At 68.4% G+C, this 21,735-nt stretch carries 25 protein-coding genes; 6 read left to right on the top strand and 19 right to left on the bottom strand.

Going from position 1 to position 21,735, the window contains the following annotated elements:
• Positions 1-103: 103 nt before the first annotated feature.
• Complete coding sequence (locus AB0I43_RS13705) at positions 104-304, top strand: hypothetical protein (protein ID WP_356973588.1); 201 nt, start codon at positions 104-106, stop codon at positions 302-304.
• A gap of 174 nt (positions 305-478) precedes the next feature.
• Here the strand turns inward: AB0I43_RS13705 and AB0I43_RS13700 are convergent, their stop codons facing one another.
• The 3 genes from AB0I43_RS13700 to AB0I43_RS13690 all read right to left on the bottom strand — a co-directional run bounded on the left by AB0I43_RS13700 (position 479) and on the right by AB0I43_RS13690 (position 2,892).
• Positions 479-1,186, bottom strand: a complete 708-nt coding sequence (locus tag AB0I43_RS13700; protein ID WP_356973589.1) for a hypothetical protein — start codon at positions 1,184-1,186, stop codon at positions 479-481.
• A 127-nt stretch (positions 1,187-1,313) separates the two neighbouring features.
• A complete protein-coding gene (locus AB0I43_RS13695) occupies positions 1,314-1,658 on the bottom strand; it encodes a hypothetical protein (RefSeq protein WP_356973590.1) in 345 nt (114 codons plus the stop codon).
• A gap of 349 nt (positions 1,659-2,007) precedes the next feature.
• Positions 2,008-2,892 carry a putative toxin-antitoxin system toxin component, PIN family gene (locus tag AB0I43_RS13690; RefSeq protein WP_356973591.1) on the bottom strand — a complete coding sequence of 295 codons (885 nt, stop codon included), beginning with the start codon at positions 2,890-2,892 and terminating at the stop codon, positions 2,008-2,010.
• 865 nt (positions 2,893-3,757) lie between these two features.
• Between AB0I43_RS13690 and AB0I43_RS13685 the strand changes: the two genes are divergently transcribed.
• Positions 3,758-4,330 carry a hypothetical protein gene (locus AB0I43_RS13685; protein WP_356973592.1) on the top strand — a complete coding sequence of 191 codons (573 nt, stop codon included), beginning with the start codon at positions 3,758-3,760 and terminating at the stop codon, positions 4,328-4,330.
• A gap of 376 nt (positions 4,331-4,706) precedes the next feature.
• On the opposite strand, the gene ccsB is transcribed toward AB0I43_RS13685, so the two are convergent.
• From ccsB to hemL, 6 genes are all read right to left on the bottom strand, one after another.
• Positions 4,707-5,672 carry a c-type cytochrome biogenesis protein CcsB gene (gene ccsB, locus AB0I43_RS13680; protein WP_356973593.1) on the bottom strand — a complete coding sequence of 322 codons (966 nt, stop codon included), beginning with the start codon at positions 5,670-5,672 and terminating at the stop codon, positions 4,707-4,709.
• A gap of 2 nt (positions 5,673-5,674) precedes the next feature.
• Positions 5,675-7,312: a cytochrome c biogenesis protein ResB gene (locus AB0I43_RS13675; protein ID WP_356973594.1), complete on the bottom strand. Its 1,638-nt coding sequence runs from the start codon at positions 7,310-7,312 to the stop codon at positions 5,675-5,677.
• A complete protein-coding gene (locus AB0I43_RS13670; protein WP_356973595.1) occupies positions 7,309-8,142 on the bottom strand; it encodes a cytochrome c biogenesis CcdA family protein in 834 nt (277 codons plus the stop codon). The genes AB0I43_RS13675 and AB0I43_RS13670 overlap by 4 nt, the downstream gene beginning before the upstream one ends.
• A 37-nt stretch (positions 8,143-8,179) precedes the next feature.
• On the bottom strand, positions 8,180-8,800 hold the full coding sequence (locus tag AB0I43_RS13665) for a TlpA disulfide reductase family protein (protein WP_356973596.1): 621 nt from the start codon (positions 8,798-8,800) through the stop codon (positions 8,180-8,182).
• Complete coding sequence (locus tag AB0I43_RS13660; protein ID WP_356973725.1) at positions 8,797-9,444, bottom strand: histidine phosphatase family protein; 648 nt, start codon at positions 9,442-9,444, stop codon at positions 8,797-8,799. Before AB0I43_RS13660 ends, AB0I43_RS13665 begins: the two co-directional genes overlap by 4 nt.
• Positions 9,445-9,986: 542 nt before the next feature.
• Positions 9,987-11,306: a glutamate-1-semialdehyde 2,1-aminomutase gene (hemL, locus tag AB0I43_RS13655; protein ID WP_356973597.1), complete on the bottom strand. Its 1,320-nt coding sequence runs from the start codon at positions 11,304-11,306 to the stop codon at positions 9,987-9,989.
• Between the two features lie 201 nt (positions 11,307-11,507).
• Between hemL and AB0I43_RS13650 the strand changes: the two genes are divergently transcribed.
• Complete coding sequence (locus tag AB0I43_RS13650) at positions 11,508-11,900, top strand: hypothetical protein (protein ID WP_356973598.1); 393 nt, start codon at positions 11,508-11,510, stop codon at positions 11,898-11,900.
• On the opposite strand, the gene AB0I43_RS13645 is transcribed toward AB0I43_RS13650, so the two are convergent.
• The 6 genes from AB0I43_RS13645 to hemB all read right to left on the bottom strand — a co-directional run bounded on the left by AB0I43_RS13645 (position 11,901) and on the right by hemB (position 14,978).
• Positions 11,901-12,113, bottom strand: a complete 213-nt coding sequence (locus tag AB0I43_RS13645; RefSeq protein WP_356973599.1) for a hypothetical protein — start codon at positions 12,111-12,113, stop codon at positions 11,901-11,903.
• Positions 12,114-12,228: 115 nt separating this feature from the next.
• A complete protein-coding gene (locus tag AB0I43_RS13640) occupies positions 12,229-12,417 on the bottom strand; it encodes a hypothetical protein (protein ID WP_356973600.1) in 189 nt (62 codons plus the stop codon).
• Positions 12,418-12,463: 46 nt separating this feature from the next.
• The gene (locus AB0I43_RS13635) at positions 12,464-12,691 is read right to left on the bottom strand and encodes a hypothetical protein (protein ID WP_356973601.1); all 228 of its coding nucleotides are present in this window, start codon (positions 12,689-12,691) and stop codon (positions 12,464-12,466) included.
• A gap of 8 nt (positions 12,692-12,699) precedes the next feature.
• Positions 12,700-13,188 carry a hypothetical protein gene (locus AB0I43_RS13630; protein ID WP_356973602.1) on the bottom strand — a complete coding sequence of 163 codons (489 nt, stop codon included), beginning with the start codon at positions 13,186-13,188 and terminating at the stop codon, positions 12,700-12,702.
• A gap of 273 nt (positions 13,189-13,461) precedes the next feature.
• A complete protein-coding gene (locus AB0I43_RS13625; protein WP_356973603.1) occupies positions 13,462-14,004 on the bottom strand; it encodes a hypothetical protein in 543 nt (180 codons plus the stop codon).
• Positions 14,001-14,978 (bottom strand): porphobilinogen synthase, encoded by a 978-nt coding sequence (gene hemB, locus AB0I43_RS13620; protein WP_356973604.1) that lies wholly within the window; start codon positions 14,976-14,978, stop codon positions 14,001-14,003. The genes AB0I43_RS13625 and hemB overlap by 4 nt, the downstream gene beginning before the upstream one ends.
• A gap of 110 nt (positions 14,979-15,088) precedes the next feature.
• Here hemB and AB0I43_RS13615 point away from each other — a divergent pair, with 110 nt between their 5' ends.
• From AB0I43_RS13615 to AB0I43_RS13605, 3 genes are all read left to right on the top strand, one after another.
• Positions 15,089-15,706: a hypothetical protein gene (locus AB0I43_RS13615; protein WP_356973605.1), complete on the top strand. Its 618-nt coding sequence runs from the start codon at positions 15,089-15,091 to the stop codon at positions 15,704-15,706.
• Positions 15,707-15,880: 174 nt separating this feature from the next.
• The gene (locus AB0I43_RS13610) at positions 15,881-16,267 is read left to right on the top strand and encodes a DUF4189 domain-containing protein (protein WP_356973606.1); all 387 of its coding nucleotides are present in this window, start codon (positions 15,881-15,883) and stop codon (positions 16,265-16,267) included.
• 112 nt (positions 16,268-16,379) lie between these two features.
• Positions 16,380-16,649, top strand: a complete 270-nt coding sequence (locus AB0I43_RS13605; protein WP_356973607.1) for a hypothetical protein — start codon at positions 16,380-16,382, stop codon at positions 16,647-16,649.
• Between the two features lie 81 nt (positions 16,650-16,730).
• Here the strand turns inward: AB0I43_RS13605 and AB0I43_RS13600 are convergent, their stop codons facing one another.
• The 4 genes from AB0I43_RS13600 to AB0I43_RS13585 all read right to left on the bottom strand — a co-directional run bounded on the left by AB0I43_RS13600 (position 16,731) and on the right by AB0I43_RS13585 (position 21,646).
• Positions 16,731-18,299 (bottom strand): bifunctional uroporphyrinogen-III C-methyltransferase/uroporphyrinogen-III synthase, encoded by a 1,569-nt coding sequence (locus tag AB0I43_RS13600; protein ID WP_194816133.1) that lies wholly within the window; start codon positions 18,297-18,299, stop codon positions 16,731-16,733.
• A 73-nt stretch (positions 18,300-18,372) separates the two neighbouring features.
• Positions 18,373-19,425, bottom strand: coding sequence for a hydroxymethylbilane synthase (gene hemC / locus AB0I43_RS13595; RefSeq protein WP_356973608.1), 1,053 nt, complete (start codon positions 19,423-19,425; stop codon positions 18,373-18,375).
• Complete coding sequence (locus tag AB0I43_RS13590) at positions 19,422-20,819, bottom strand: glutamyl-tRNA reductase (RefSeq protein WP_356973609.1); 1,398 nt, start codon at positions 20,817-20,819, stop codon at positions 19,422-19,424. The genes hemC and AB0I43_RS13590 overlap by 4 nt, the downstream gene beginning before the upstream one ends.
• Positions 20,816-21,646, bottom strand: coding sequence for a redox-sensing transcriptional repressor Rex (locus AB0I43_RS13585; protein ID WP_356973610.1), 831 nt, complete (start codon positions 21,644-21,646; stop codon positions 20,816-20,818). Before AB0I43_RS13585 ends, AB0I43_RS13590 begins: the two co-directional genes overlap by 4 nt.
• Positions 21,647-21,735: the final 89 nt, after the last annotated feature.

The raw sequence follows: 21,735 nt of genomic DNA, 5'->3' as shown, positions 1-21,735 counted from the left end.
TTTCTCCTGTCAATGCCCGCGCCCGGACTCCTCCGACAATTTCGTGTCCGCGATGCACATCGGGCACGCACGCGGCTAACCTCGTAAGCAGGAGGTGAGCCACGTGACGTACCTGTTGGCACTCATCGCGGTGGTGGCTATCGCGGTGCTGTGCTGGAAAGCTTTCGGTCCGGAACGGATGAGCGAGCAGGCCCCGCGGACACCACAGCCCAAGCGTGTTGTGGGGCCGGACGACGACCCGGAGTTCCTGTGGCGGCTGTCCAAGCAGCGCCGCGACGGAGACGGGTCCTCGACCGAACGCTAGCCCGGATTGTCGAAGTAGTAGCTGACCAGGTGGTAAGCCGATTCATGGTTGACCTCCAGGTCGGCGTCAGCCCACACTGCCGTGCGCCCGCGTCCGGAACGAATCCGGGCGATCTCTGCCCAGCGCACGGTCAGGTGGCTGTCGTCGCCGCGTTCTTCTTGTTCCTCGCACCGCTCAGGACAGGGCTCGGGTGATGCCGGGGCGTTCCGCCGGGTTCTCGAAATAGTGGCGGACCAGGTGATAGGCCAGCAGCGGGTGCACCGCCAGTTGCTTGTCCTGAACGGTCAAAACCGCGTTGCCCTGGGTTTTCTGGAGCAGAAGGCGAGTGGCGCGACCGACCCGCGCGGGAAGCACCGCCTCCGGATCGCGCACCTCCACAGCGAAGTCGTTCGTCCACGCACCGGCATTGACCCAGTTGCCCGACCCTCGATCGGAAACGAACGGGCGGATTCGCTGGACCTCGTGCCACGGGATCGCGAAATGCGGACCGACGATCCTGGTCGGGGTGAGCCGCAGACCGGTTGCCGCGGAGCGATCTTCCGCCAGCACCGCGTACGCGATGAACAAGAAGAACGCAGCGACCAAACCGATGCACACCATGCCCGCGACAGGCCGCCAGTCGCGATACACCACGGCGCGCACCGCGCCCACGCCGACCAATGCCATACCCGCCACACCGATCACCAGGAACAGCACACCCACCCACCGCGAAGCCCGCTGGAACGGCACCAGCAGCCCCTGCTCCACGACGCCGTCCACGTCCACCTGGACAACCCGAATCCCACTGTCGCCCTTGGCGACATTCACCCGGTTCCGCTGCTCGTCCCGCCGCCACTCCGACGGCCACGACAGCAATTCCACCCGGCGCTCCACCCCACTCACCCGGCCCATCGTTCCAGACCGGGTCACTACGCGCACCCATCAGGAAGCGTTCGGCGCTATGGCTGGGTCGTCAACCCAGCTGCCGGGTTGCAGCACAGCGGGTCTCGCTACACCGCCCGCACTGAAGTCAGGCACTCGGGCCATCGGAGCTCGGAGAGCTGCTGCTCCCACTGTCTTTCCGCCATGCGCGGTCAACGTGTTCCGGTCGTTGGTGACCGCACGGCAGTTCGGTGCCCGATTGGTCACGCACGGTGCCGCCGAAACGACCCGCCGGCCAGACGATGATGCCGTCCTCGTGCCACGAGACATCGAACTGCGCGTCGTTGCTGACGACGTGTTCCGAGTAATCGGCATCGTCGAACTCGATGATGAATGCGTCTCCTGGCCGCATCCAGTAATCCTCGCCGTACGGCTCGAGCATTACTGTGAGCGTCTTGTCCGAGTACGGATTGGACAGCAGCAGTTTGGGCACGGCTGAAGCCTAGGTCAACAGACCCAGGCTGCCGTCAGTTCAATCCGGCGTAGCTGTGCAGGCCGCTGATCACCATGTTGATGATGAAAAGCGTTCTCGCCGTTTGTAGCTGACGGTTGTCAACGAGCATGTCCACTACCAGCACGTTTGCGCAGTGGAGGCGATGGTGACGTTGGTGCTGGCCAATGCTACTGCGTACTTCCTGCGTACCCACGCTGGTAGGGGCAGGTCAGGCCATCACCCGTCGGCAAACCATCAGGGGCAGGATTGTCCACCTGCACCGATCAGACTGACCACTTGCATTGACCGAGCTCGAAGCGCGATTTCGGTAAGGCGCAGGTGGTGTCTTCTAGGTCGATCGCAAGGCCCGTGGCGGAATTTCATCCACCGGGACTGCAGCTCCGACACCAAAAACGCGCCAGTGATCGAAATTAATTCCCGACGGATCGGGTATATCTTCACACCTGACCACTGTTGCAAAAATCGTATCCGCTGGCAATTCGCGGTCATCAGTTGCGCGCAGGCCAATACCCGGGTCTGGCGGCAGCTTTACGTACGCAACCTCAGGCGAAGCAATATGTGGACGGGTAGTCATTCCTCTATTTTTTAGCGCTTTTCGAATAGCCCTGAGTCCGCGCTGAAAGCTTTTGACCGTCTCCGGCACGACAACGAGAGGTAGCAAATGCTTCGCATCGTCTTGGTTCACGATCGTAGCGAACGCACTGTAGACATCAAGGATCGGCTTGTAGCCTTCTGCTGAGGCCGAGGCCATAGCATCTTCATATCCACCGGGCAAGAAATCGCCCCACTCATGCTTAAAGCTCAAATTCTCGATCGCCGTGCGCGGATTACAGATGTTCACGTTGGGATACGAGATCGCCAGAACATCTTTATCGCCACTGACCAATAAATGCGCATCGGCATCCTGATACAGCGCGACTAAGAAATTGTCATCAGGATCCCTGCACACGAGAGGCATTTCCGCATCTGGCCGATCAACAATCCACTGGCCGACGAGGCAGATTGCGTCCACATAGCGCTCCGCCTCTTCCTCGGACAGGTATCGGCGAAATTTACTTCGAGCGAGTCGCGTTTCTAGCTCGTAGATGAGCTTATCGGATACAACCAAGGTCAGATCCCGGTTCAGCGCCGCCTGGACAAGACTAGCCGAAGCACCTCGAGGGGACAGAGCTGCGGATATCAGAGCATTTGTATCCAGAACAACTCTCCGCAACGCTCACCTCTTCCCAGATGGCGCATGGTCGCGGTTTCGCTTCTCTTCACGCATCCGGCGGGTTTCTGCCTCTACCAGACTTTCCGCCGCTTCCTCGTCCATCGAGCCGCGGCTTTCCACGGCAGAGAACACCTGAGCTAGGGCCTTGCGGGCCGCGTCATCCTCAGTTTCCGCCCCCGTGGCAGCAAGTAGACGGGCGCGCGCGGCATCTCGCCTGCTACGAGTTCCCAAGCGCCGACACCTCCTCAGTCCGCTGTACTACCTCAGACGATACGCGGCTGCCTGAAGCCCTGGCGTCTGATCCGCTCAGACGGCGTCTGCTCCTCCAGCGCTTCCTCCCTTTATGACGAAAAGATCGCCGGGCTTGGCCGGCGACCTCTTCGTCCCGAACTATGACGTTTCACATAACCCCAGTTCAAGGCACTGTGCGGCTATGTTGGTGACGCTGGCTGACCAGCGTGCTCGCTGTTGGGGGTGCTGCCTGCCGAGGGGGATTGGCGGGGCTGCTGCGTACCGACTGCGTACCGACGGGGCAAGTGGGACTGCAACTTCGGTCCACGCAGTCTCAGGCTGTTCTGGGATCGACTCCCGATGTTCGGAACCAGGAGGACCAAAGGAGCGTACACTAAGGCGATTTAAATCCTTTGTATGGTCATTTTCGACTAGGGGCTCAATGTCTAACGACGAAATTCAACCATCCGATGAAGCTGTTAACTCTCCCGATTCAATACAGCGGAATGAACGCGGGGCTTCCGCAAGTGAGGGAAATCCCGTTGAGTTTGAGCAGAGCCGCCGCCGACGCCCTCTTCTTATTCGGGGCCCTATGAGAGAACTAAGAAAGGTTAGGCGACAGTCGGAATCTAGCGTGACGCAATCAGTAACCGGCAGTACCGTTGACGGCGATGTTATTAGCATCAGCAATGTAGCCGTTGGTGGAGACATTACAATAGTCAGCGGTACGTCGGGTGAAGCTGCAGAAATCAAGAGAATATTTGTCGATACACTTCGCGACCGCAGCGCGTTTTTGGAAAAAGTGCATCGGCAGGCATTGAAGCAGGCAAATTTTAACTACGTCATTTACACGATTTTCGCTATCTTAGGTGGGGTTGCTATTCTAGCGGCCGCCGTCCTGGCCTTGGTCGACAGGACCAATACAACACAATCTATTTCACTAGTTTCCGGGCTGGGTGGAATACTAGTGGGGACTTGCGGTGCTGCACTTGCCTACCGTGCGGATCAAGCGCGCAAGCATTTGGCGGAGCAAGGTCAAAAAGTTCATGAACAACTTCTTATGGAGCGAAGATTGGCCGAGGCGGCAGAACTGGTCGCCGGTATCAAGAATGCGAAGATCGGCGATCAGGCGCGAATCTCTCTGGCTTTGCGAATTCTAAATGAAGGAAAGCCTGAAACCAGTGTATCCGAATCAAGCAGCGATTGAAGCTTGTGTGGGCGGGGCGAATGTCGCGGTACAGGATACGGCCTTCCCCCGCTTAGGAGGGAACGCTGGATTGAGGACTAGGAATCAATGCCACGAGCTCTGTTCTGAGTACGTCGACGACCTACCTGATCCGGCTCCCTCTGGAGGTGGACCGAGCTCGGCAGCACGGACGCCTGCGCCCCCGGTGGTCCATCTGGTCAAAGATCACCTCTTAAGAGGTAGGTACGGCGTAGCCACCTTCTTTGTGGTCCTGCCCGTCCTCCTGCTGAAAACCGCCGGGTCTGCTTTCCTTGCCATGCCCACCGCACTGAGCGCGCCTCGCGCGCGAACACGACCGGCGAACCAGACGAACCGAAGAAACCGCAGGTAGAAGACGCTAATTGAGTCCGGCGTAGCTGTGCAGGCCGCTGATCACCATGTTGATTATGAAAAGGTTGAAGAGCATGGCTACGAAGCCGGCGACGTTGATCCAGGCGGCTTTGGTGTCGCGCCAGCCGGAGGTGGCGCGGGCGTGGAGGTAGGCGGCGTAGAGGACCCAGGCGATGAAGGAGCAGGTTTCCTTGGGGTCCCAGCCCCAGAAGCGGCCCCAGGCGGCTTCGGCCCAGATGGCGCCGAGGATGACGCCGGCGCCGAAGAGGGGGAAGCCGATGATGGTGGTCTTGTAGGCCAGGCGGTCCAGGGTGCGGGCGTCGGGGAGGCGGCGGGCGATCAGGCCGAGCAGGTTGTCGGACTCCTGGCCTTCGGGCTGGCGCAGGCGGTACAGGAACAGCAGGCTGGCGACGCCGGAGAGCAGGAAGATGCCGCTGCCGATGCTGACCACGGTGACGTGGATGGGCAGCCAGAACGACTGGAGGGCCGGCACCACGGGGGCGGCCTCGGCGTAGAGCACCTGGCCCGCGACGAACATCAGCACCAGCACGGGCACGAGCAGGAACACCCACATCGACCGGAACTTGCGCTCGTTGAGGAACGCGACGCCGACGACCATCGCCGCGGCCGTGGCCATCACCACGAACTCGTACATGTTGCCGAGCGGGAAACGGTGGGTCGCGAAGCCGCGCAACACGATCGCCGCGACATGCAGCACGATGCCGACCATCAGCACCGAGAACGCCATGTTGCCGAAACGCTCGGGCCACGGCCGCCTCGGCGCCTGCTCGATTCGCCCGGGCAGGCCGGGATCGATCGCGCCGCCGCCGGCGGCGACCAGCTCGCGCTCGGACAGCCGCTTCTGCGCCGCCGAGTACTGCACGATCAGCAGCGCGAGCACGAGCACGTAGACAACCCACGCCGATTTGAAGGCGAGGTTGCTGTACCCGGCGAGCGTCTCGTCGATCGGCATGGTCACTCTCCCGAAGTGGTCTTGGCAGGATCCAGCAGACGCGCGCGCAGCCGGTCGAACTCGCTGCCCCAGCCCGCCTGGTCGGTGCGCGCGAGGCCGCCCATCTCTACTACGGCGCGTCGTTGGTCAACGGTACCGGCATCGTCGGCGGACGGGTAGACCCGCACCCAAACCCGCCTGCGCTTCACCAGCAGCGACACCAGCAGCCCGGCCATCATGGCCAGCGCGCTGACCAGCACCCACTGCTGCGCCGGGTCGTGCGAGACCTGCAGGTTCACGAATTCCTTCGCGCCGTCGAAGGTCACCTTCGTGCCGTTGGGCAGGGTGGTGGACTCCCCGGGCCGCAGGTTCACCCGCGCTTCCTTGTTCAGCCGTTTCTGCGCGATCATCTCCTGATCGAGCGCAAACAGCGACTGCGGGCGGCCGGTGTCCAGACCGGTGTCGCCGCGGTAGATGTCGACCGCGACGGCCGGATCGTCCATCCGCGGGAACGCGGAGGTGAGCAGGCTGCCGTGGAACGCGGCGGTCGGCGCGAACAAGCCCTCGATCGCGATCTGATTCTTGCGCCGCTCCTCCTCGGTGGGGAACATGCCGCCGGGCGGATCGATGCGCAGCACACCGCTGGACAGGAAGGTCTGCGCGTCGTCGGGACGCCACTGGATGGTCTCGGTGCGGGTCTGCCCGTTCGGGAAGGTGACGGTGAAGGTCGGCGCGAATCCGTGGCCCTGCAGGTACAGCCGGTCCCCCGCGACGCGCAGCGGATGGTTCACCTGGATGGTGCTGTCGCGCCAGGTGTTGGACGCCAGATCCGCGCCGGCCTGGTACTGGATGTTCGAGGTGAACATCTCGGCCTGACCGTTCTGCAGATACTCGGCCTTGAAGTCCTTGACCCGCACGCAGATCGGCGTCATCCCGGTGCCGTCGTTGACGTTGCCCGCCTTGAACGAGTCGAACACCGCGGGCGAGGTGGTGCAGAAACCGGGCCCGTCGTCGGCGATCACGATGACGCTACCCTCGTACCCGAACAGCTTGCCCGCCGCGATCGCCACGAGCAGCCCCACCAGCGCCAGATGGAAGACCAGGTTGCCGAACTCGCGGGTGTAGCCCTTCTCCGCGGACAGCGTCAGTTCACCCTCGCGCTCCCCCGGCCGGACCTCGGTGCGCCAGCCGCGCAACTGCGCGCGGGCCTGCTCGATCACCTGCCGCGGGTCGCGCGCCACCGTCTCGGAGTGGTTGAGCGGCAGCCGCGCCAGATTGCGCGGGGCCTTGACCGGCCGGGTGCGCAGCGCCCGGTAGTGGTCGTAGCAGCGCGGCAGGATGCAGCCCACCAGCGAGACGAACAGCAGCACGTAGACGGCGGTGAACCAGAAGCTGGAGAACACGTCGAACAGTTCGAACCGGTCCATCCACGGGCCCAGGGTCGGGCGGTCGGCGATGTACTCGGCGACCTTCTGCTCGTTCAGGTTGCGCTGCGGCAGCAGCGCGCCCGGAATCGCGGCCAGCGCCAGCAGGAACAGCAGCACCAGCGCGGTGCGCATGCTGGTCAGCCCGCGCCAGGCGTTGCGCGCGGTCGCCCAGGCCCGCCCGGGCAGCGACTGGCGCGGCGGCTTCGCTGCCGCCGGGGTTTCCGTCAGTGTCATATCGGCAGCGTCACCTCGGAGACGAACGCGTCACGCACCCACGCCACGAACTGGTCCCACGCCCCCGTGACCAGCGCGACGCCGACGGCGACCAGCAACAGTCCCCCGACGATCTGGATGGTGCGCGAATTCCGCCGCAGCCACCCCACCCCGCGCAGCGCGTTCGCCGACCCGAAGGCCAGGATCACGAACGGCAGGCCGAGCCCGAGGCAGTAGGCGACGATCAGCGCGACGCCCCGGGCGGCGGTGGTCCCGTCGGTGCCCGCGGAGACCGCCATGACGCCGGACAGCGTCGGGCCCAGGCACGGCGTCCAGCCGAGCGCGAACACGGCGCCGAGCAGCGGCGCGCCCGCGATGCTGGTCAGCCGGCGCGGCTCCATCCGGGTGTCGCGCTGCAGCGCGGGAATCAGGCCGATGAACGCCAGCCCCATCACGATGGTGACCACGCCGCCGACGCGTTGCAGCAGTTCACGATTCATGTTCAGGGTCTGGATGACGCCGAAGACGGTGGCGGTGGCGAGCACGAACACCACCGTGAAGCCCGCCACGAAAAGCCCTGCGGCACCGGCGACCCGGAGTCGCCCGGCCCGCAGCGCCTGCTTCGAGGTGTCCACCGCCACAGACCCCCGGGCCTGCGCGACGGTCACCGGCGGCACCTCCGCCCCGACCAGTCCGGCCAGGTAGGACAGATATCCCGGCACCAGCGGCACCACGCACGGCGACGCGAACGACACCAGCCCGGCCAGCACGCACGCGCCCAGCGCGAGCAGCAGCGGCCCGCCGGCCGCGGTCTGCTGGAACGAATCCCCCACGCTCGCGAGGACCGTCATCGCCCGACCACCTCGTCGAGCGGGGTAACGCCGTGGATCACGCGGCCGCCTCCTCGGCGAGCCGGTCCACGACGGGCTGCAGATCGGACGCGATCAGCGCGCGCAGGAAGACCGCGGCCACGCGATGCTCCTTGTCCAGCACCAGGGTCGTGGGGATGACGCTGGTCGGGAAGTTCCCGCCGAGCGCGAGCAGGGTCCGCATGGACGGGTCGTAGATGGACGGGTACCCGACCTTGTTGGCGGTCATGAAATCCTGCGCCTTGTCCTGCTGCGGATCGCGCACATTGATGCCGAGGAAGGCGACGCCCTTGTCTTTGCTTGCCTCGTAGACCTTTTCCAGCGCGGGGACCTCGGCGCGGCACGGACCACACCACTGCCCCCACAGGTTGATCACCACGACCTTGCCTGCGAAATCGGATACCGCCAGCGGCTTTCCGGTCATCAGGTCCGGTCCGGCGAGCGCGCCGATGGTGCCGCGCGCGCTCGGCGGATCGTAGTAGATCTCGGTTTTGCCGCCGGGCGAGACGAATTGGAAGGTGCCGCCGGTGGCCACCGCGTCGGTGCCGGTCGCGCAACCGGCGAGCGCGGCGACCAGCGCCACGCACGCGAGCAGGACCGACGCGACGCGACGCGGCTTCCCGTGCAGCACCGAGGTCATGCGCCGTGCACCGTGGGATCCGAACCGCCGGCGGGCTCGGAGTAGACGATGTCGACCAGGGTGTCGCCCTGGTAGACCAGCGAGGTCAGCGAGGCCAGCGAGCACTGGCGCTGGCGCGGATCGTGCCAGAGGCGCTGGCCCTGCAGGAAGCGGCGCAGCGTCCAGACCGGCAGCTGGTGCGAGACCAGCACGGCCTCGTGCCCGGCCGCCTCCACGCGCGCCTTGTTGACCGCGGCCAGCATGCGGTGCGCGATCTGCAGATACGGCTCGCCCCAGGACGGGGTGAACGGATCGCGCAGCTTCCACCAGTGCCGGGGCTTGCGCAGCGCGCCGTCACCGACCGAGACGCGCAGGCCCTCGAAGGTGTTGCCCGCCTCGAGCAGGTTCTCGTCGGTGCGCACGAGCAGCTTGTGCGACGCCGCGATGGGCGTGGCCGTCTCCTGCGCGCGCTGCAGCGGCGAGGCGATGACCAGGGCGATGTCGTGATCGGCGAGGGCTCGCGCGACCGCGCCGGCCTGCGCCCGCCCGGCCACCGAGAGCGCGAAGCCCGGCAGGCGGCCGTAGAGGATGCCGCGCGGATTGTGCACCTCACCGTGGCGCACGACGTGCACGATGGTCTCGACGTCGTCGTCGACCGGGGCCAGTTCGGTCGCGTCCGGGGCGACGGCGCGGGGGCGCGCGACGGTGCTCGACACCGCGGGCTCGGACGCTCCGGCCGACGGCGCGGCGGCGGCCGGTTCACCGGCCTGGACGACCGCGTCGGCGACATCCGCGCCCTCGGTCAGCGCCACCTGCGCGGCGGCGACGGCCGAATCGCGCTCGGCCGTGACGGCGTCGCTCAGCGGATCGGCGGCGGCCGCCCCTTCCAGCAGGGCCGAGACCTCCTCGGCGCTCGCGGCGGCCTCGGCCTCGCTGAACGGCGCGCCCTGGCTGGATTCGCCGGCGGCGGCCGCGAATTCGGCGGCGGCGCGGGCGTCGCCCTCGGCGGCCAGGTCCGCGGCGGCGGCGTAGACGACCGCGGCCGCGACGGCCTCGGCCTCGACATCCGCGGCGGCGAGACCGGCGTCCAGCGCGGCGGCGGCGGCCTGCACGGCGGCCGGGTCGCCGCTGGAGTCGGTGACGGGAGCGGTGCTGTCGGGGGCGAAGCTGGTTAGCTCACGCTTGTCGGACTGATCGGGATCGGAACTCACGCGCGGATTCCTTCGGGAGTTGCGGCCGCCGCCGCAGCGGCGGCGGCGGGCAGGGCGGCGGCGATGCGGTCGAATGCGTCCTCGTCGAGCGCCGCGGAGACGAACCAGGCTTCGAACGCGCTGGGCGGCGCGTACACGCCGCGGTCCAGCAGAGCGTGGAAGAAGGCGGGGAAACGCCAGGTCTGGCTGGCCTTGGCGGCGGCATAGTCGGTGACCGGACGGTCGGCGAAGAACACGCTCACCATATTGCCCGCGAACTGCACCTGATGCTCGACCCCCGCGGCGCTCAGCGCCTCGCCCAGCAGGCCACCCAGGCGCTGGGCGTTGCGGTCGAGCGCGGCGTAGACCGCGTCGTCGGCCGCGCGCAGCGAGGCCAGACCGGCGGCGACCGCGACCGGATTCCCGGACAGGGTGCCCGCCTGGTAGACCGGGCCGAGCGGGGCCAGGTGGTTCATGATCTCGGCGCGACCGCCGAAGGCGGCGGCGGGCAGGCCGCCGCTCATCACCTTGCCGAAGGTGTAGAGATCGCCGGCGACGCCGTCGCGGCCGAACCAGCCGGAGCGGCTGACCCGGAAGCCGGTCATCACCTCGTCCATGATCAGCAGCGCGCCGTTCTCGGTGCTGAGCCGGCGCAGGCCCTCGTTGAAGCCGGGGACCGGCGCGACCGCGCCCATGTTGCCCGCGGCGGCCTCGGTGATCACGCACGCGATCCCGCCGGGGTGCGCGGCGAAGGCGGCGGCCACGGCGTCGAGATCGTTGTAGGGCAGGACCAGGGTGTCGGCCGCCTGCGCGCCGGTGACGCCGGGCGAGGTGGGCAGGCCGAGCGTGGCGACGCCGGAGCCGGCGTCGGCGAGCAGCGCGTCGACGTGGCCGTGGTAGCAGCCGGCGAACTTGATGATCTTGGTACGACCGGTGAAGCCGCGCGCCAGCCGGACCGCGCTCATGGTCGCCTCGGTGCCGGAGTTCACCAGCCGGACCCGCTCGACCGGGTCGACGCGGGCGGCGATCAGCTCGGCCAGGTCGATCTCGGCGGCGGTCGGGGCGCCGAAGGACAGGCCGCCGACGGCCGCCTCGCGCACCGCCTCGACGACGGCGGGGTGCGCGTGGCCGAGAATCATCGGCCCCCAGGAGCAGACCAGATCGACGTAGTCGTTGCCGTCGACGTCGGTCAGCGTGCAGCCCCGGGCCGAGGCGATGAATCTGGGGGTGCCGCCCACCGAGGCGAAGGCCCGCACGGGCGAGTTGACGCCGCCGGGGATCACCGAGGCAGCTCGCTCGAAGAGCTGGGCGGAAACCGGAACGGATGTCGGAGCCACGCGCGGAGAAGAACTCACGGCCCCCAGTCTCGCAGCTGTGCCGGAACCGGTCGACGACAGGGTGTAGTCGACGTGATGCGCCCCACCCGGGCCCCGGCAACACGCCGATTCCGGTTTCCCGCGATATCGGTCGCCGAAAGGTTGCTGGTGCGTAACCTCGACCCGTCTTCGTCTCATCCGCTAACGGCCGGGAGGGTTTCCATGCGGATCACCATCAGCAGGACAGTCGCGTTCACCGCACTGTGCGCCGCGGCCGTCGCGGCCAGTAGCGGAACGGCGGCCGCGGCGGATCCGGTGCTGCAGCTCGACCAGGGCCGGGCCGGGGTGCGGCTGAGCCACGGCGAGACCGTGGCGGTGGCCGGCGGCCCGGTGCCGGCGCTGATCACGATGTTCGTACCGCTCACCCGGATCGGGGCCGGGCTGCACCCGGAAACCGAGATCTACCGGGACCAGAACGGCGGGGTGTACGCCTCGCTACGGCAGGTCGTCGCCGAGTCGGCGGCACACCCCGACGGCACCATCACCCTGTTGTTCAACGCCCCCGGTTCCAACGGCGGCCGGGTGCTGGACGTCTACCAGAACTGGTCCGACTAGCTAGGTGTACATGCAGGGCACGGACGCGGACATGGTGTGCAGCAGGCACATGGCGTTGTTGTAGATCCCGGCCGAGCCGGTCTCCGGCGCGAACACCTCCTCGGCCGGAGCCGGCTCCAGCGGCAGGCCCTGCGCCGAGGCGGGCGCGGCGGCCAGCCCGAGTGCCGCGGTAGCCACCAGAGCCACGCCGAATTTCGCAACCAGAGTTTTCACGAACACAACCTCTCACTCGAAAAGGGCTGGGCGACAGTCGATCACCCATGAACCCCAAGCCAAACTACCGCCCGCGCGGGCTGTTGTAAGCACCCGGAAAGCGGGGTCGCGCGGGCTAGGTGACGCCGAGGCAGAACAGAGCCGAGCCGGTGCTGGCCAGACAGGCCAGCGGGGCCGGCAGCAGACCGGTCGTGCCGCTGGGCGGGCCGAGCGGAATCGGGTCGGCGGCGGCGGGCGCCGCCAGGGCCGCGCCGAGCAGGAGGCCGGTCAGGATCCCGGGTACGAGCTTCTTCGCGGTGGTCATGCCACGCATCTTCCCGGGAGACGAGCGATCGAACAGCGAACTCGCGTCAGCGTGTCACGGCCCGCCGCAAGCGGGAAACGCCATCGATGACGAGCACGCCCGCCAGGACGAGCAACAGCGTGGCCAGCAGCAGCCAGGGCCCGGCGTAGCGGGTCACCTCGAAGGCCGGGAGCTCGCCGGCCGCCGCGAACCCGGTGGTGACCAGCCCGCGGTTCCAGCTCAGCGCCACGCCGATCGCGCACAGCACCGCCAGCACCAGTTCGGCGACAGCCATCCCTCGACTCAACGGTCCGCTCCGTTCTCCTCGGTGGCCGGCGCCGCGGTGAGCGCGGCCCGCAACCCGCGATGGTCTCTGGCCCAAGCCTGCACCACGCTACCGTCGCGCAGCCGCAGCCCGATGCCGGTGCGCCGCCGCGGCACGCCGCTCAGTTCGCCGAGCGCGCGGGCGGACTCCCAGTCCTCCTCGATCCGCGCGTCGGCACGCGGCGGCAGCACTTCGGCGATGTCGGCCCGCGCGAGGGTCTCCGCGCCGGAACGCAGGGTGGCGCCGGTGAGCTCCACGCTGACGTGGCGGCGGCCCGCGACCACCTGCAGCGCGACGAACAGCGCGATCAGGCCCGCGCAGAAGAGCAGGGCGAACCAGTGCACGGGACTGCCGGTCACCAGTTCGAGCAGCAGGATGACCACGCAGAGCGCGGGACCGTAGGCGACCGTGCGCCAGCGCGCGCCCGGTTCGGCGAACAGCACCCGCTCGGCGGACTCGACGGTCATGGGGCGAGAACTCAGCCGACCATCCCCGGCAGCAGCAACAGTGCGACGGTGACCAATCCCAGCAGGACCAGCAGGCTCAGCACCAGCAGATCTCGTCGAATGCTTTGCGGCTGTTGGATCACCACTCGCATCGATGCCTCCGATCCCCCGGCGCCTAACGTCTCATCGACGGCATCCGGTTCCCAAGTCCACTGTGACAACCCTCACCATACATACCCATACCGGGCGGTAGCAAAACCACCTGGTCTGTAATCGCTTGGCGGCGAGCGGTACTCAGCGCCGGCGATTCGCGAGAAAATAGGCGGTCGAGTCCTTGCGGTGCATCAGAAAGACCGCGCCGCCCGCGATCACGCCCTGCACGATCGACGCGCCGCCGGCCACCACGATGGCCGGGCCGGTGATCGAGCCGAGAGCGAACAGATTGACCAGCGCGGTGCACACCGTCCAGATGCCGACCACCGTCAGGATCGCGCGGGCCCAGAACTTGCCCCGGGCCATCAGGTGGGCGAGCAGCACCGTCAGCGCGGCCAGCCCCAACCCGACCACCGCTCCCCCGATGATGAGCATCACCGACGTCATCCGCTCGGCCTGCTCGAGCGTGGCCGCCGGATCGGACTTGCGCATCTGCTCGAGGACCTGCTCCGGCAGGTCGGTCTGCTGGCCGGTGGCCGCCAGGATCGAGGCGATCAGCTGCACGATGCCGACGAGCGCCACCCCCCACCACAGCTGCCGCGCGGTGCGGACGTCCTCGGGCATGGCGGGCGGCGGCGGAACCCCGGGCGGGCCCGGCATCGGACCGGGTAGGTGATGTGTCACGACAACCAGTGTGCGGCTTCGGTGGCCCAGTAGGTGAGCACGATGTCCGCGCCCGCCCGGCGGATGCCCGTCAGCGACTCCAGCACCGCGCCGCGCCGATCGATCCACCCGCGCTCCGCGGCGGCGGTGATCATCGCGTACTCGCCGGAGATCTGGTACGCCGCGACCGGCACCGTCGACCGATCCGCGACATCGCGCAGGATGTCCAGGTACGACATGGCGGGCTTCACCATGACGATGTCGGCGCCCTCGGCCAGATCCAGCTCCAGCTCCCGGATCGCCTCGCGGCGGTTCGCCGGATCCTGCTGATAGGTGCGCCGGTCGCCCTCCAGCGAGGAACCCACGGCCTCGCGGAACGGGCCGTAGAACGCCGAGGCGTACTTCGCGGCGTAGGCGAGGATGCCGGTGTCGGTGCGCCCGACCGCGTCCAGCCCGCGCCGGATCGCGCCGACCTGGCCGTCCATCATGCCGCTGGTGCCGAGCAGATCGGCGCCCGCGTCGGCCTGGGCCAGCGCCATGTCGACGTAGCGGTGCAGGGTGGCGTCGTTGTCGACCGCGCCGTCGGCGCCCAGCACACCGCAGTGGCCGTGGTCGGTGAACTCGTCCAGGCAGGTGTCGGCCATGATCACCGTGGAGCCGCCCACCTCGTCGGCCAGCGCGCGCAGGCCGCGATTGAGAATGCCCTCCGGATCGCTGGCCCGGCTGCCGGTCGCGTCCTTGTCCTCCGGACGCGGCACCCCGAACAGCATCAGCCCGCCGACGCCCGCCGTGACCGCCTCCACCGCCGCTTTGCGCAGCGAATCCATGGAGTGCTGGTGGACGCCCGGCATGGAGCCGATCTCCCGCGGTTCGTCCAGCCCGTCGGCCACGAACATCGGCAAGACCAATTGCCTTGGTTCGAGAGTGGTTTCGGCGACGAGCCGGCGTAGTGCGGGGGTGCGGCGCAACCGCCGCGGGCGGTCCAGTCCGGTCATGACCTCAATATAGGCGGGTGCGTTCCGGGCATCGATGGCGGGCGCTGGGGACCGGCGGTTGTGGCCGCGCCGGGTTTCGGCAATACTCGCGGCAGGTGGGGGGAGAATTCATGCACGAGACCGAACTGTCCGTGGACGACAGCACTGTCATCCGGCCGGATTGGGTGCAGCGCGTCGTACCGGTGCCGCTGGTGCTGTTCGTCTCGGCCCAGTTGCTCTTCACGACGGCGAACTTCGCCACGATCAGCAGGCCCGGCGCCCGGCCGAGCCCGCTGTTTCTGCTGTCGGCGGCAGTGCTGGTGGTCGCGGCCCTGGCGGCGCTGTGGGTGTTGCGCCCGCGCGCGACGGTGCTCACCGACCGAGGCATCAGCTGCCAGCAGACGCGGCGGCCCTGGCGTCCGGGGCAGCTGTTCATCCCGTGGCACGAGGTCGCGGCGATCGAAGGCCGCAAGGGGCTGCATCGGTGGCAGCCGGTGCTGCACCGCACCGACGGCAGCGTCGTCTGGGTGCGCACGCCGCAGCGCACGATCTCGGATCGGAGATTCGCGGAGTCGCTGGATCCGCTGCGGGAGCGGCACGCCGCGGCGATCGGCCGGCGGCCCGGGGAGATCGTGGTCCCGCCGCTCACCGATGAGCCCGGCCTGCTGCGCCGGTTGCTGGTCACCCTCGGGTGCGTGGCCGCCCTCGCGGCGTCGGCCGCGGTCGTGAGCTTGCTGATCCTGCCATGAGGAGACCACTGTGAAACGCCCTGCGGCGCCGCTGAGCAAGTGGGAGTTCTACTGCCTGCTGGTCAGCGGCCTGATGATGCTGACGTTCGTGATGATCGGCATCGCGAGCCTGTGAACCAGTCGAATGGAGTGCGGGGGCAACCGGCTGCCGCACAAGAGAATTGCGGAGTGAAAATGGGGAGATTCTCGGGGAGCATCGCGGGGCGGATCGCGGTCTGTGTGGCTCTGGGGGCCGGGCTGCTGACGGTGACCGCCGCGACCGCGACCGCGAAGTCCGACGAATGGGGCGCGATCGCGTACTCGCCGTCCACCGGCGAGACCGGCTGGGGCCGCAACTACAGCACCAAGAAGCGGGCCGAGCGCGCGGCGATCGAGACGTGCAAGAAGTCGGACTGCGAGGTGCTGCTGAACTTCGTCAACAAGTGCGGTGCGGTGGCCGAGGCGAGGAACGGGACCTGGTCGATCGGCCGGGGCGAGACGAAGGCCGCGGCGAACGCTGCCGCGATCGCCGCGGCCAAGGGCCGCAACCCGCAGATCCGGGAGTCGGTCTGCACGGATTGAGCGGGGTACGAAAAGCATTGCGGCCAGCGGTTTTTGTCGGTGGGCAGGAGTAAAATCGACATTGTGTTCGAGGGGATCCACAAGGGTCCCCGATCGCGAGGGGAGAACGCAATTGCCCGCGAAAACCACGATCATCGATGCCCCGTACGTGCCGCTGGAGAAGCAGCGGCTGCCGGCGGGGCGGCCACGCAAGTGGTACGTCCGGCACAACCGCAGGCTCAAGGCCATGCGGCTGACCATCGCCCTGCTGGATTCGGGCACGTATCTGCCCGATCAGGCGACCAACGAAAAGATCCGGCGCACAGCCGAACTCATCGGAATTCGGCCGCCTTCGGACACTACTTGCCGGTTGGTGCGTACCCTGATGCGATACAGCCGCTGACCCCAGGCTCGGACCGGTGCGACGCCCGGCCCGAGGGCGAAACGCTCACAGCGTCGTGAGCGTTTCGTTCTGTCCCGAGGTCTACCGGCTGCTGCTGCGCCGGCTCTTCTTGCGCGGCGGCGGCAGCAGCCCCTCGGCGCGCAGCCGGGCCGCGTGCTCGGCCAGCGCCTCGACCAGCGGGCCGACCTGCGCCGTCTCCGGCTGCACATCCACGCGCAGGCCGAATTCGATGGCCGTCTCGGCGGTCTTGGGGCCGATGCACGCGACGATGGTGCGCGCGTGCGGCTTACCCGCGATGCCGACCAGATTGCGCACCGTGGAGGACGAGGTGAACAGCACGGCGTCGAAACCGCCGGTCTTGATCATCTCGCGGGTCTCCGCCGGCGGCGGCGAGGCACGCACCGTGCGGTAGGCGGTGACGTCGTCGATCTCCCAGCCGCGGTCGCGCAGGCCCTCGGCCAGCGTCTCCGTCGCGATGTCCGCGCGCGGCAGCAGCACCCGGTTGACCGGATCGAAAACATCGTCGTAGGGCGGGAAGTCGGCCAGCAGGCCCTCCGAGGACTGCTCACCCGAGGGCACCAGTTCCGGATTGATGCCGAAGGAGCGCACCTTCTCCGCGGTCGCCTCGCCCACGCAGGCGATCTTCACGCCGCTGAAAGCGCGCGCGTCCAGCCCGAATTCGGCGAACTTCTCCCACACCGCACGCACCGCGTTGGTGGAGGTGAACACCACCCACTGGTAGCGGCCGTCGACCAGCCCCTTGACGGCGCGTTCCATCTGCGCCGGGCTGCGCGGCGGCTCGACCGCGATGGTCGGCACCTCCATCGGGATGGCGCCGTGGGTGACCAGGCGCTCGCTCATCTCGGCGGCCTGATCCTTGGTGCGCGGCACCAGCACGGTCCAGCCGTAGAGCGCGCGCGATTCCCACCACGACATCTTCGAGCGCGCGGCCACCACCTTGCCGATGGTGACGATCAGCGGGCCGACCAGCTCGGAAGCCGCGCTGTTCAGCGTGGCCAGGGTGGCTTCGATGGTGCGCTGCTGCCGGGTGGTGCCGCGCACGGTCACCGCGACCGGCGTCTGGGAGGCCATGCCGTGTTCCACCAGGGCGCTGGCGGTCTCGGCGAGATGGCCGGAGGTGGCGTGCAGCACCAGCGGGCCGGGGGCGGCGGCCAGCGCGGCCCAGTCGACCTCGCCGCGCACGTCGGCCTCGGTGTGCCCGGAGCCGAGCGCGATGCCGGCGTAGCTGGGCACGGCCGAGGCGTTGGGCAGGCCGGGCAGTACCTCGAACACCATGTGCGAGCGGGTGACGGCGTTGACCTCGGTGATCACCGAGTCGGCGGTCAGCGGGTCGCCGGCGACGACGCGGACCACGTCGTGGCCGTTGCGGGCCTCGGCGATCAGCGTCTTGGCGACCTCGGCGGGCTCACCGAGGGCGGGCCGCACGTCGACCGGGCGGGTGCCGTCCTCGTTCTCCTCGACGGCCGAGCCGATCAGGGCGAGCACGCCCTTGTCGACGTCGGGGTCGGTGAAGGCCAGCGTCGCCCGCCCGAGCACTTCGCGCGCACGCACGGTCAGCAACGCCGGGTCACCGGGCCCCGACCCCACAAAGAGGATCCGACCGGGTTGCTTCTTGGTTGCGCGGCTCATGCCTGCACCTCGCTAGCGCTCGGTTCCGGCATGCCCGAAGGCGCTGTGCCGATGATTCGCTCGCAGGGCTCGCTCATTGGCTGTTCTCCATTGGGCTCGGGTTGGCGAAGTCTGTAGCGGGCGAACTCACCGCTTCTGTGGGGGAACCGGGTTCCGGTTCGGGTGTGCTGAGCAGCTCGCGGGCGCCGAGCTCCAGCAATTCACGGGCGAGCGCGCGGCCGAGTTCGGCCGCCTGCTCCGGCGCGCCGACCACCGAGGCCCGGATCACGTCGGATCCGTCGATGGCGGCCGCGCACGCGCGTAGCGACAGTTCGTCGACGACGCGGCCGTCGTCGTCGAGTGATTCGACGATCTCGGCCAGCGCGCCGATCGGGGCGGTGCATCCGGCCTCGAGTTCGGCCAGCAGGGTCCGCTCGGCGGTGATCGCCGCGCGGGTGGCCTCGTCGTCGAGCCGGCTCAGCGCCTCGACCAGTGCGGCGTCCTCGCTGCGGCATTCCACCGCGAGCGCGCCCTGCGCGGGCGCGGGCAGCATCTGCACCGGCTCCAGCGCCTCGGTGACGGCGTCGGTGCGCTCGATCCGGGCCAGCCCGGCGCGCGCGACGACCACCGCGTCCAGTTCGCCCTCGGCCACCTTGCGCAGGCGGGTGTCGAGGTTGCCGCGCAGCGGCACGATGTTCAGGCCCAGGCCCAGGGCGCGCAGCTGGGCGGCCCGGCGCGGGGCGGAGGTGCCGACGACCGAGCCGGCGGGCAGCTCGCCGAGCACCAGCCCGTCGCGGGCCACCAGGGCATCGCGCGGGTCCTCGCGGGGCGGGACGGCGGCGATGGTGAAGCGCAGGTCCGGCGCGGTCGGCAGATCCTTGTAGGAGTGCACGGCGATGTCGATGGTCCCGGCGGCGAGCTCGTCGCGCAGCGCGGAGGTGAAGACGCCGACGCCGATCTTGGCGACCGGATCCGACGACAGATCGCCGGGTGTCTTCACCACGACCAGTTCGGCCTCGTGCCCGGCCGCGATCAGCGCGTCGCGCACGGTGCCGGACTGGGTCAGCGCCAGCAGACTGCCGCGGGTGCCGATCCGCCAGGTCGCGCGTGCGGTCACGTTGTCCTCGATTTCCTGCGCCTGGATCATGCCTGGGCCTCCTCGTCGCCGAGATGCGCCGCGGTGAAATCGTCGGCCAGGTGCTCGCCGGTCCGCGCGGAGATCTCCATCGGCGCCGCAACCGCTTGTGCCGCACCGGGTTTGAGTTCGAACAGTTCACGCAAAGCTTCGGCGTAGCTGTCGCCGCCCGGGGTGGAGGCCAGCTGCTTGACCCGCACCGTCGGCGCGTGCAGCAGCTTGTCCACCACCCGGCGCACGGTGCGCGCCACCTCGTCGCGTTCCGGATCGGCCAGCGAGGGCAGCCGCGAATCCAGCCGCAGCAGTTCGGCTTCCACCACCTCGGCCGCGCGCTGACGCAGCGCGGCGACCGTCGGGGTGACCTCCGCCATCCGCTGGCCGGTCAGGTAGCGGGCGAGTTCGTCGGCGACGATCGAGCGCGCGGCGGCGGTGTCGTCGGCCGCGGCGCCCGCGGCCGGATCGCGCTGCAAGGTCTCGATGTCGATCACGGTGACGTCGGGCAGGCCGGCGACGGCGTGCTCGACGTCGCGGGGCAGGCCGAGGTCGCAGAACACCAGGGGGCGATCCGAGGCGGCGGCCCGATCGCGATCGGCCAGCGCCCGGTGCGTGTCGGCCAGCGTCACCACGGCGCCGACCGCGCCGGTACAGGTGATCACCACGTCGGCGGCCGCCATGGCCTCGGTGAGCCGCGAAAGTTCCAGCGCGCTGGACTCCACGCCGTAGCTGCCCGCCGTCTCGGCCAGGCGCAGCGCGCGATCGATGGTGCGGTTCACGACGATGATCCGGCCGATGCCGGCGCGCGAAAGATGCGCCACCGCAAGGCTTCCCATCGCACCCGCGCCGACCACCACGGCCGTGCGGCCCGCGATCGAACCCAGTACCTGCTGGGCGCGATCCAGCGCCACCGACACCACGGAGGCGCCGGCCCGGTCGATGCCCGTCTCCGAGTGCACGCGCTTGCCGACCCGGAGCGCGTGCTGCGACAGCTCGTGCAGCGTGCGGCCGACCGCCTGCTGGGCGTCGGCGGAGGCGTAGGCGGTGCGGATCTGGGCGAGCACCTGCTGTTCGCCGATCACCATCGAATCCAGCCCGCTGGCCACCGCGAACAGATGCTCGGCGGCGGCCTCGCTGTAGCGGACGTAGGCGTGCTTGGTCAGATCCGGCAGCGGCATCCCGGAATGCTTGGTGAGCAGCTCGCCGACCTCGGCCAAGCCGCCGTGGAACGCGTCGACCACCGCGTAGATCTCCACCCGGTTGCAGGTGGAGACGATCATGGCCTCGGAGACGTGGCTGGATTCGAGCATGCGCTCGATCAGCTTGGGGCGGTCGGTATCGGTGATCGCCACCTTCTCCAGCACCGAGACCGGCGCGCTGCGATGCGAGATTCCGACGAGAAGAACGCTCACGGGGTGACCACCGATCCCTTGCTTGGCTCCGTTGCCGACTGATGCGAGGACTTCGTGTGCTCGAGGACCCGGTGCGCAGCGGGCGGCACGCGGCGGGCGATCCGGCCCGATCCGGCGTGCGCCACGGGCAGCGATTCGGCGTCGCTGTTGCGGGTGCGCTCGAACGAGAGCATCTGCATCTCGACCGCGAGGTCGACCCGGCGGACCTCGACCGACTCCGGCGCGATCAGCACCGAGGGCGAGAAGCTCAGGATGGATTTCAGGCCGGCGGCGACCAGCAGATCGCACACGGCCTGGGCGGCGGCGTCCGGCACGGTGATCACCGCGATGGTCGGCTCCAGCTGCGCGACCGCGCCCAGCAGTTCGGCGACGTCGCGGACCTGCAGACCGGCGACCGGCAGCCCGATCACCGCGGGATCGTGATCGAAGACGCCGACCACGGCGAAACCGCGCCGCTTGAACCCGCCGTAGCCCACCAGGGCACGGCCCAGGTTGCCGGCGCCGACGAGCACCACGCGATGTCCTCCGGAGAGTCCGAGCACGTCCTCGATCCTGGTGCGCAACTTGGCCACGTCATAGCCGACACCCCGTACGCCGTTGGGTCCGAGGAAGGACAGATCCTTGCGCAACTTGGCGGAATTGACACCCGCCGCGACAGCGAGTTCCTCACTCGATACGATGAGTACTCCGTCATCGGCCAACATGGCGAGGACCCGGAGATAGGTAGCCAAACGCGCCACGGTGGCCTGCGGGATGTCCTTGGTGGCCACCGGCTTCTGCAGAGCCCTGCCGGAGACGCCGCTGGGCGCCTCATGCTGCTCTGTCACGTATCGGCTCCTCGGGTTCCGGACTGATCGAGGTCCGGTTCTGTTCGGCCTATGGCCCGGGACGGCCGGTGCCATGGTCGAAGTGTCGG

Origin of the sequence: Nocardia sp. NPDC050435 (assembly GCF_040655395.1) — a bacterium.
Classification (GTDB): Bacteria; Actinomycetota; Actinomycetes; order Mycobacteriales; family Mycobacteriaceae; genus Nocardia.
The sequence above is the reverse complement of the archived record's forward strand: the minus strand, read 5'-3'. Positions and strand labels throughout refer to the sequence as shown.

Excerpts from the sequence above, each read along its gene's own strand:
- AB0I43_RS13615 (WP_356973605.1), top strand. The coding sequence starts at position 15,089 with ATGCACGAGACCGAACTGTCCGTGGACGACAGCACTGTCATCCGGCCG.
- hemC (WP_356973608.1), bottom strand. The coding sequence starts at position 19,425 with ATGATCCAGGCGCAGGAAATCGAGGACAACGTGACCGCACGCGCGACC.
- AB0I43_RS13600 (WP_194816133.1), bottom strand. The coding sequence starts at position 18,299 with ATGAGCCGCGCAACCAAGAAGCAACCCGGTCGGATCCTCTTTGTGGGG.
- AB0I43_RS13640 (WP_356973600.1), bottom strand. The coding sequence starts at position 12,417 with ATGACCACCGCGAAGAAGCTCGTACCCGGGATCCTGACCGGCCTCCTG.
- AB0I43_RS13610 (WP_356973606.1), top strand. The coding sequence starts at position 15,881 with ATGGGGAGATTCTCGGGGAGCATCGCGGGGCGGATCGCGGTCTGTGTG.
- AB0I43_RS13670 (WP_356973595.1), bottom strand. The coding sequence starts at position 8,142 with ATGACGGTCCTCGCGAGCGTGGGGGATTCGTTCCAGCAGACCGCGGCC.
- AB0I43_RS13665 (WP_356973596.1), bottom strand. The coding sequence starts at position 8,800 with ATGACCTCGGTGCTGCACGGGAAGCCGCGTCGCGTCGCGTCGGTCCTG.
- AB0I43_RS13650 (WP_356973598.1), top strand. The coding sequence starts at position 11,508 with ATGCGGATCACCATCAGCAGGACAGTCGCGTTCACCGCACTGTGCGCC.
- ccsB (WP_356973593.1), bottom strand. The coding sequence starts at position 5,672 with ATGCCGATCGACGAGACGCTCGCCGGGTACAGCAACCTCGCCTTCAAA.
- AB0I43_RS13675 (WP_356973594.1), bottom strand. The coding sequence starts at position 7,312 with ATGACACTGACGGAAACCCCGGCGGCAGCGAAGCCGCCGCGCCAGTCG.
- hemB (WP_356973604.1), bottom strand. The coding sequence starts at position 14,978 with ATGACCGGACTGGACCGCCCGCGGCGGTTGCGCCGCACCCCCGCACTA.
- AB0I43_RS13635 (WP_356973601.1), bottom strand. The coding sequence starts at position 12,691 with ATGGCTGTCGCCGAACTGGTGCTGGCGGTGCTGTGCGCGATCGGCGTG.
- AB0I43_RS13630 (WP_356973602.1), bottom strand. The coding sequence starts at position 13,188 with ATGACCGTCGAGTCCGCCGAGCGGGTGCTGTTCGCCGAACCGGGCGCG.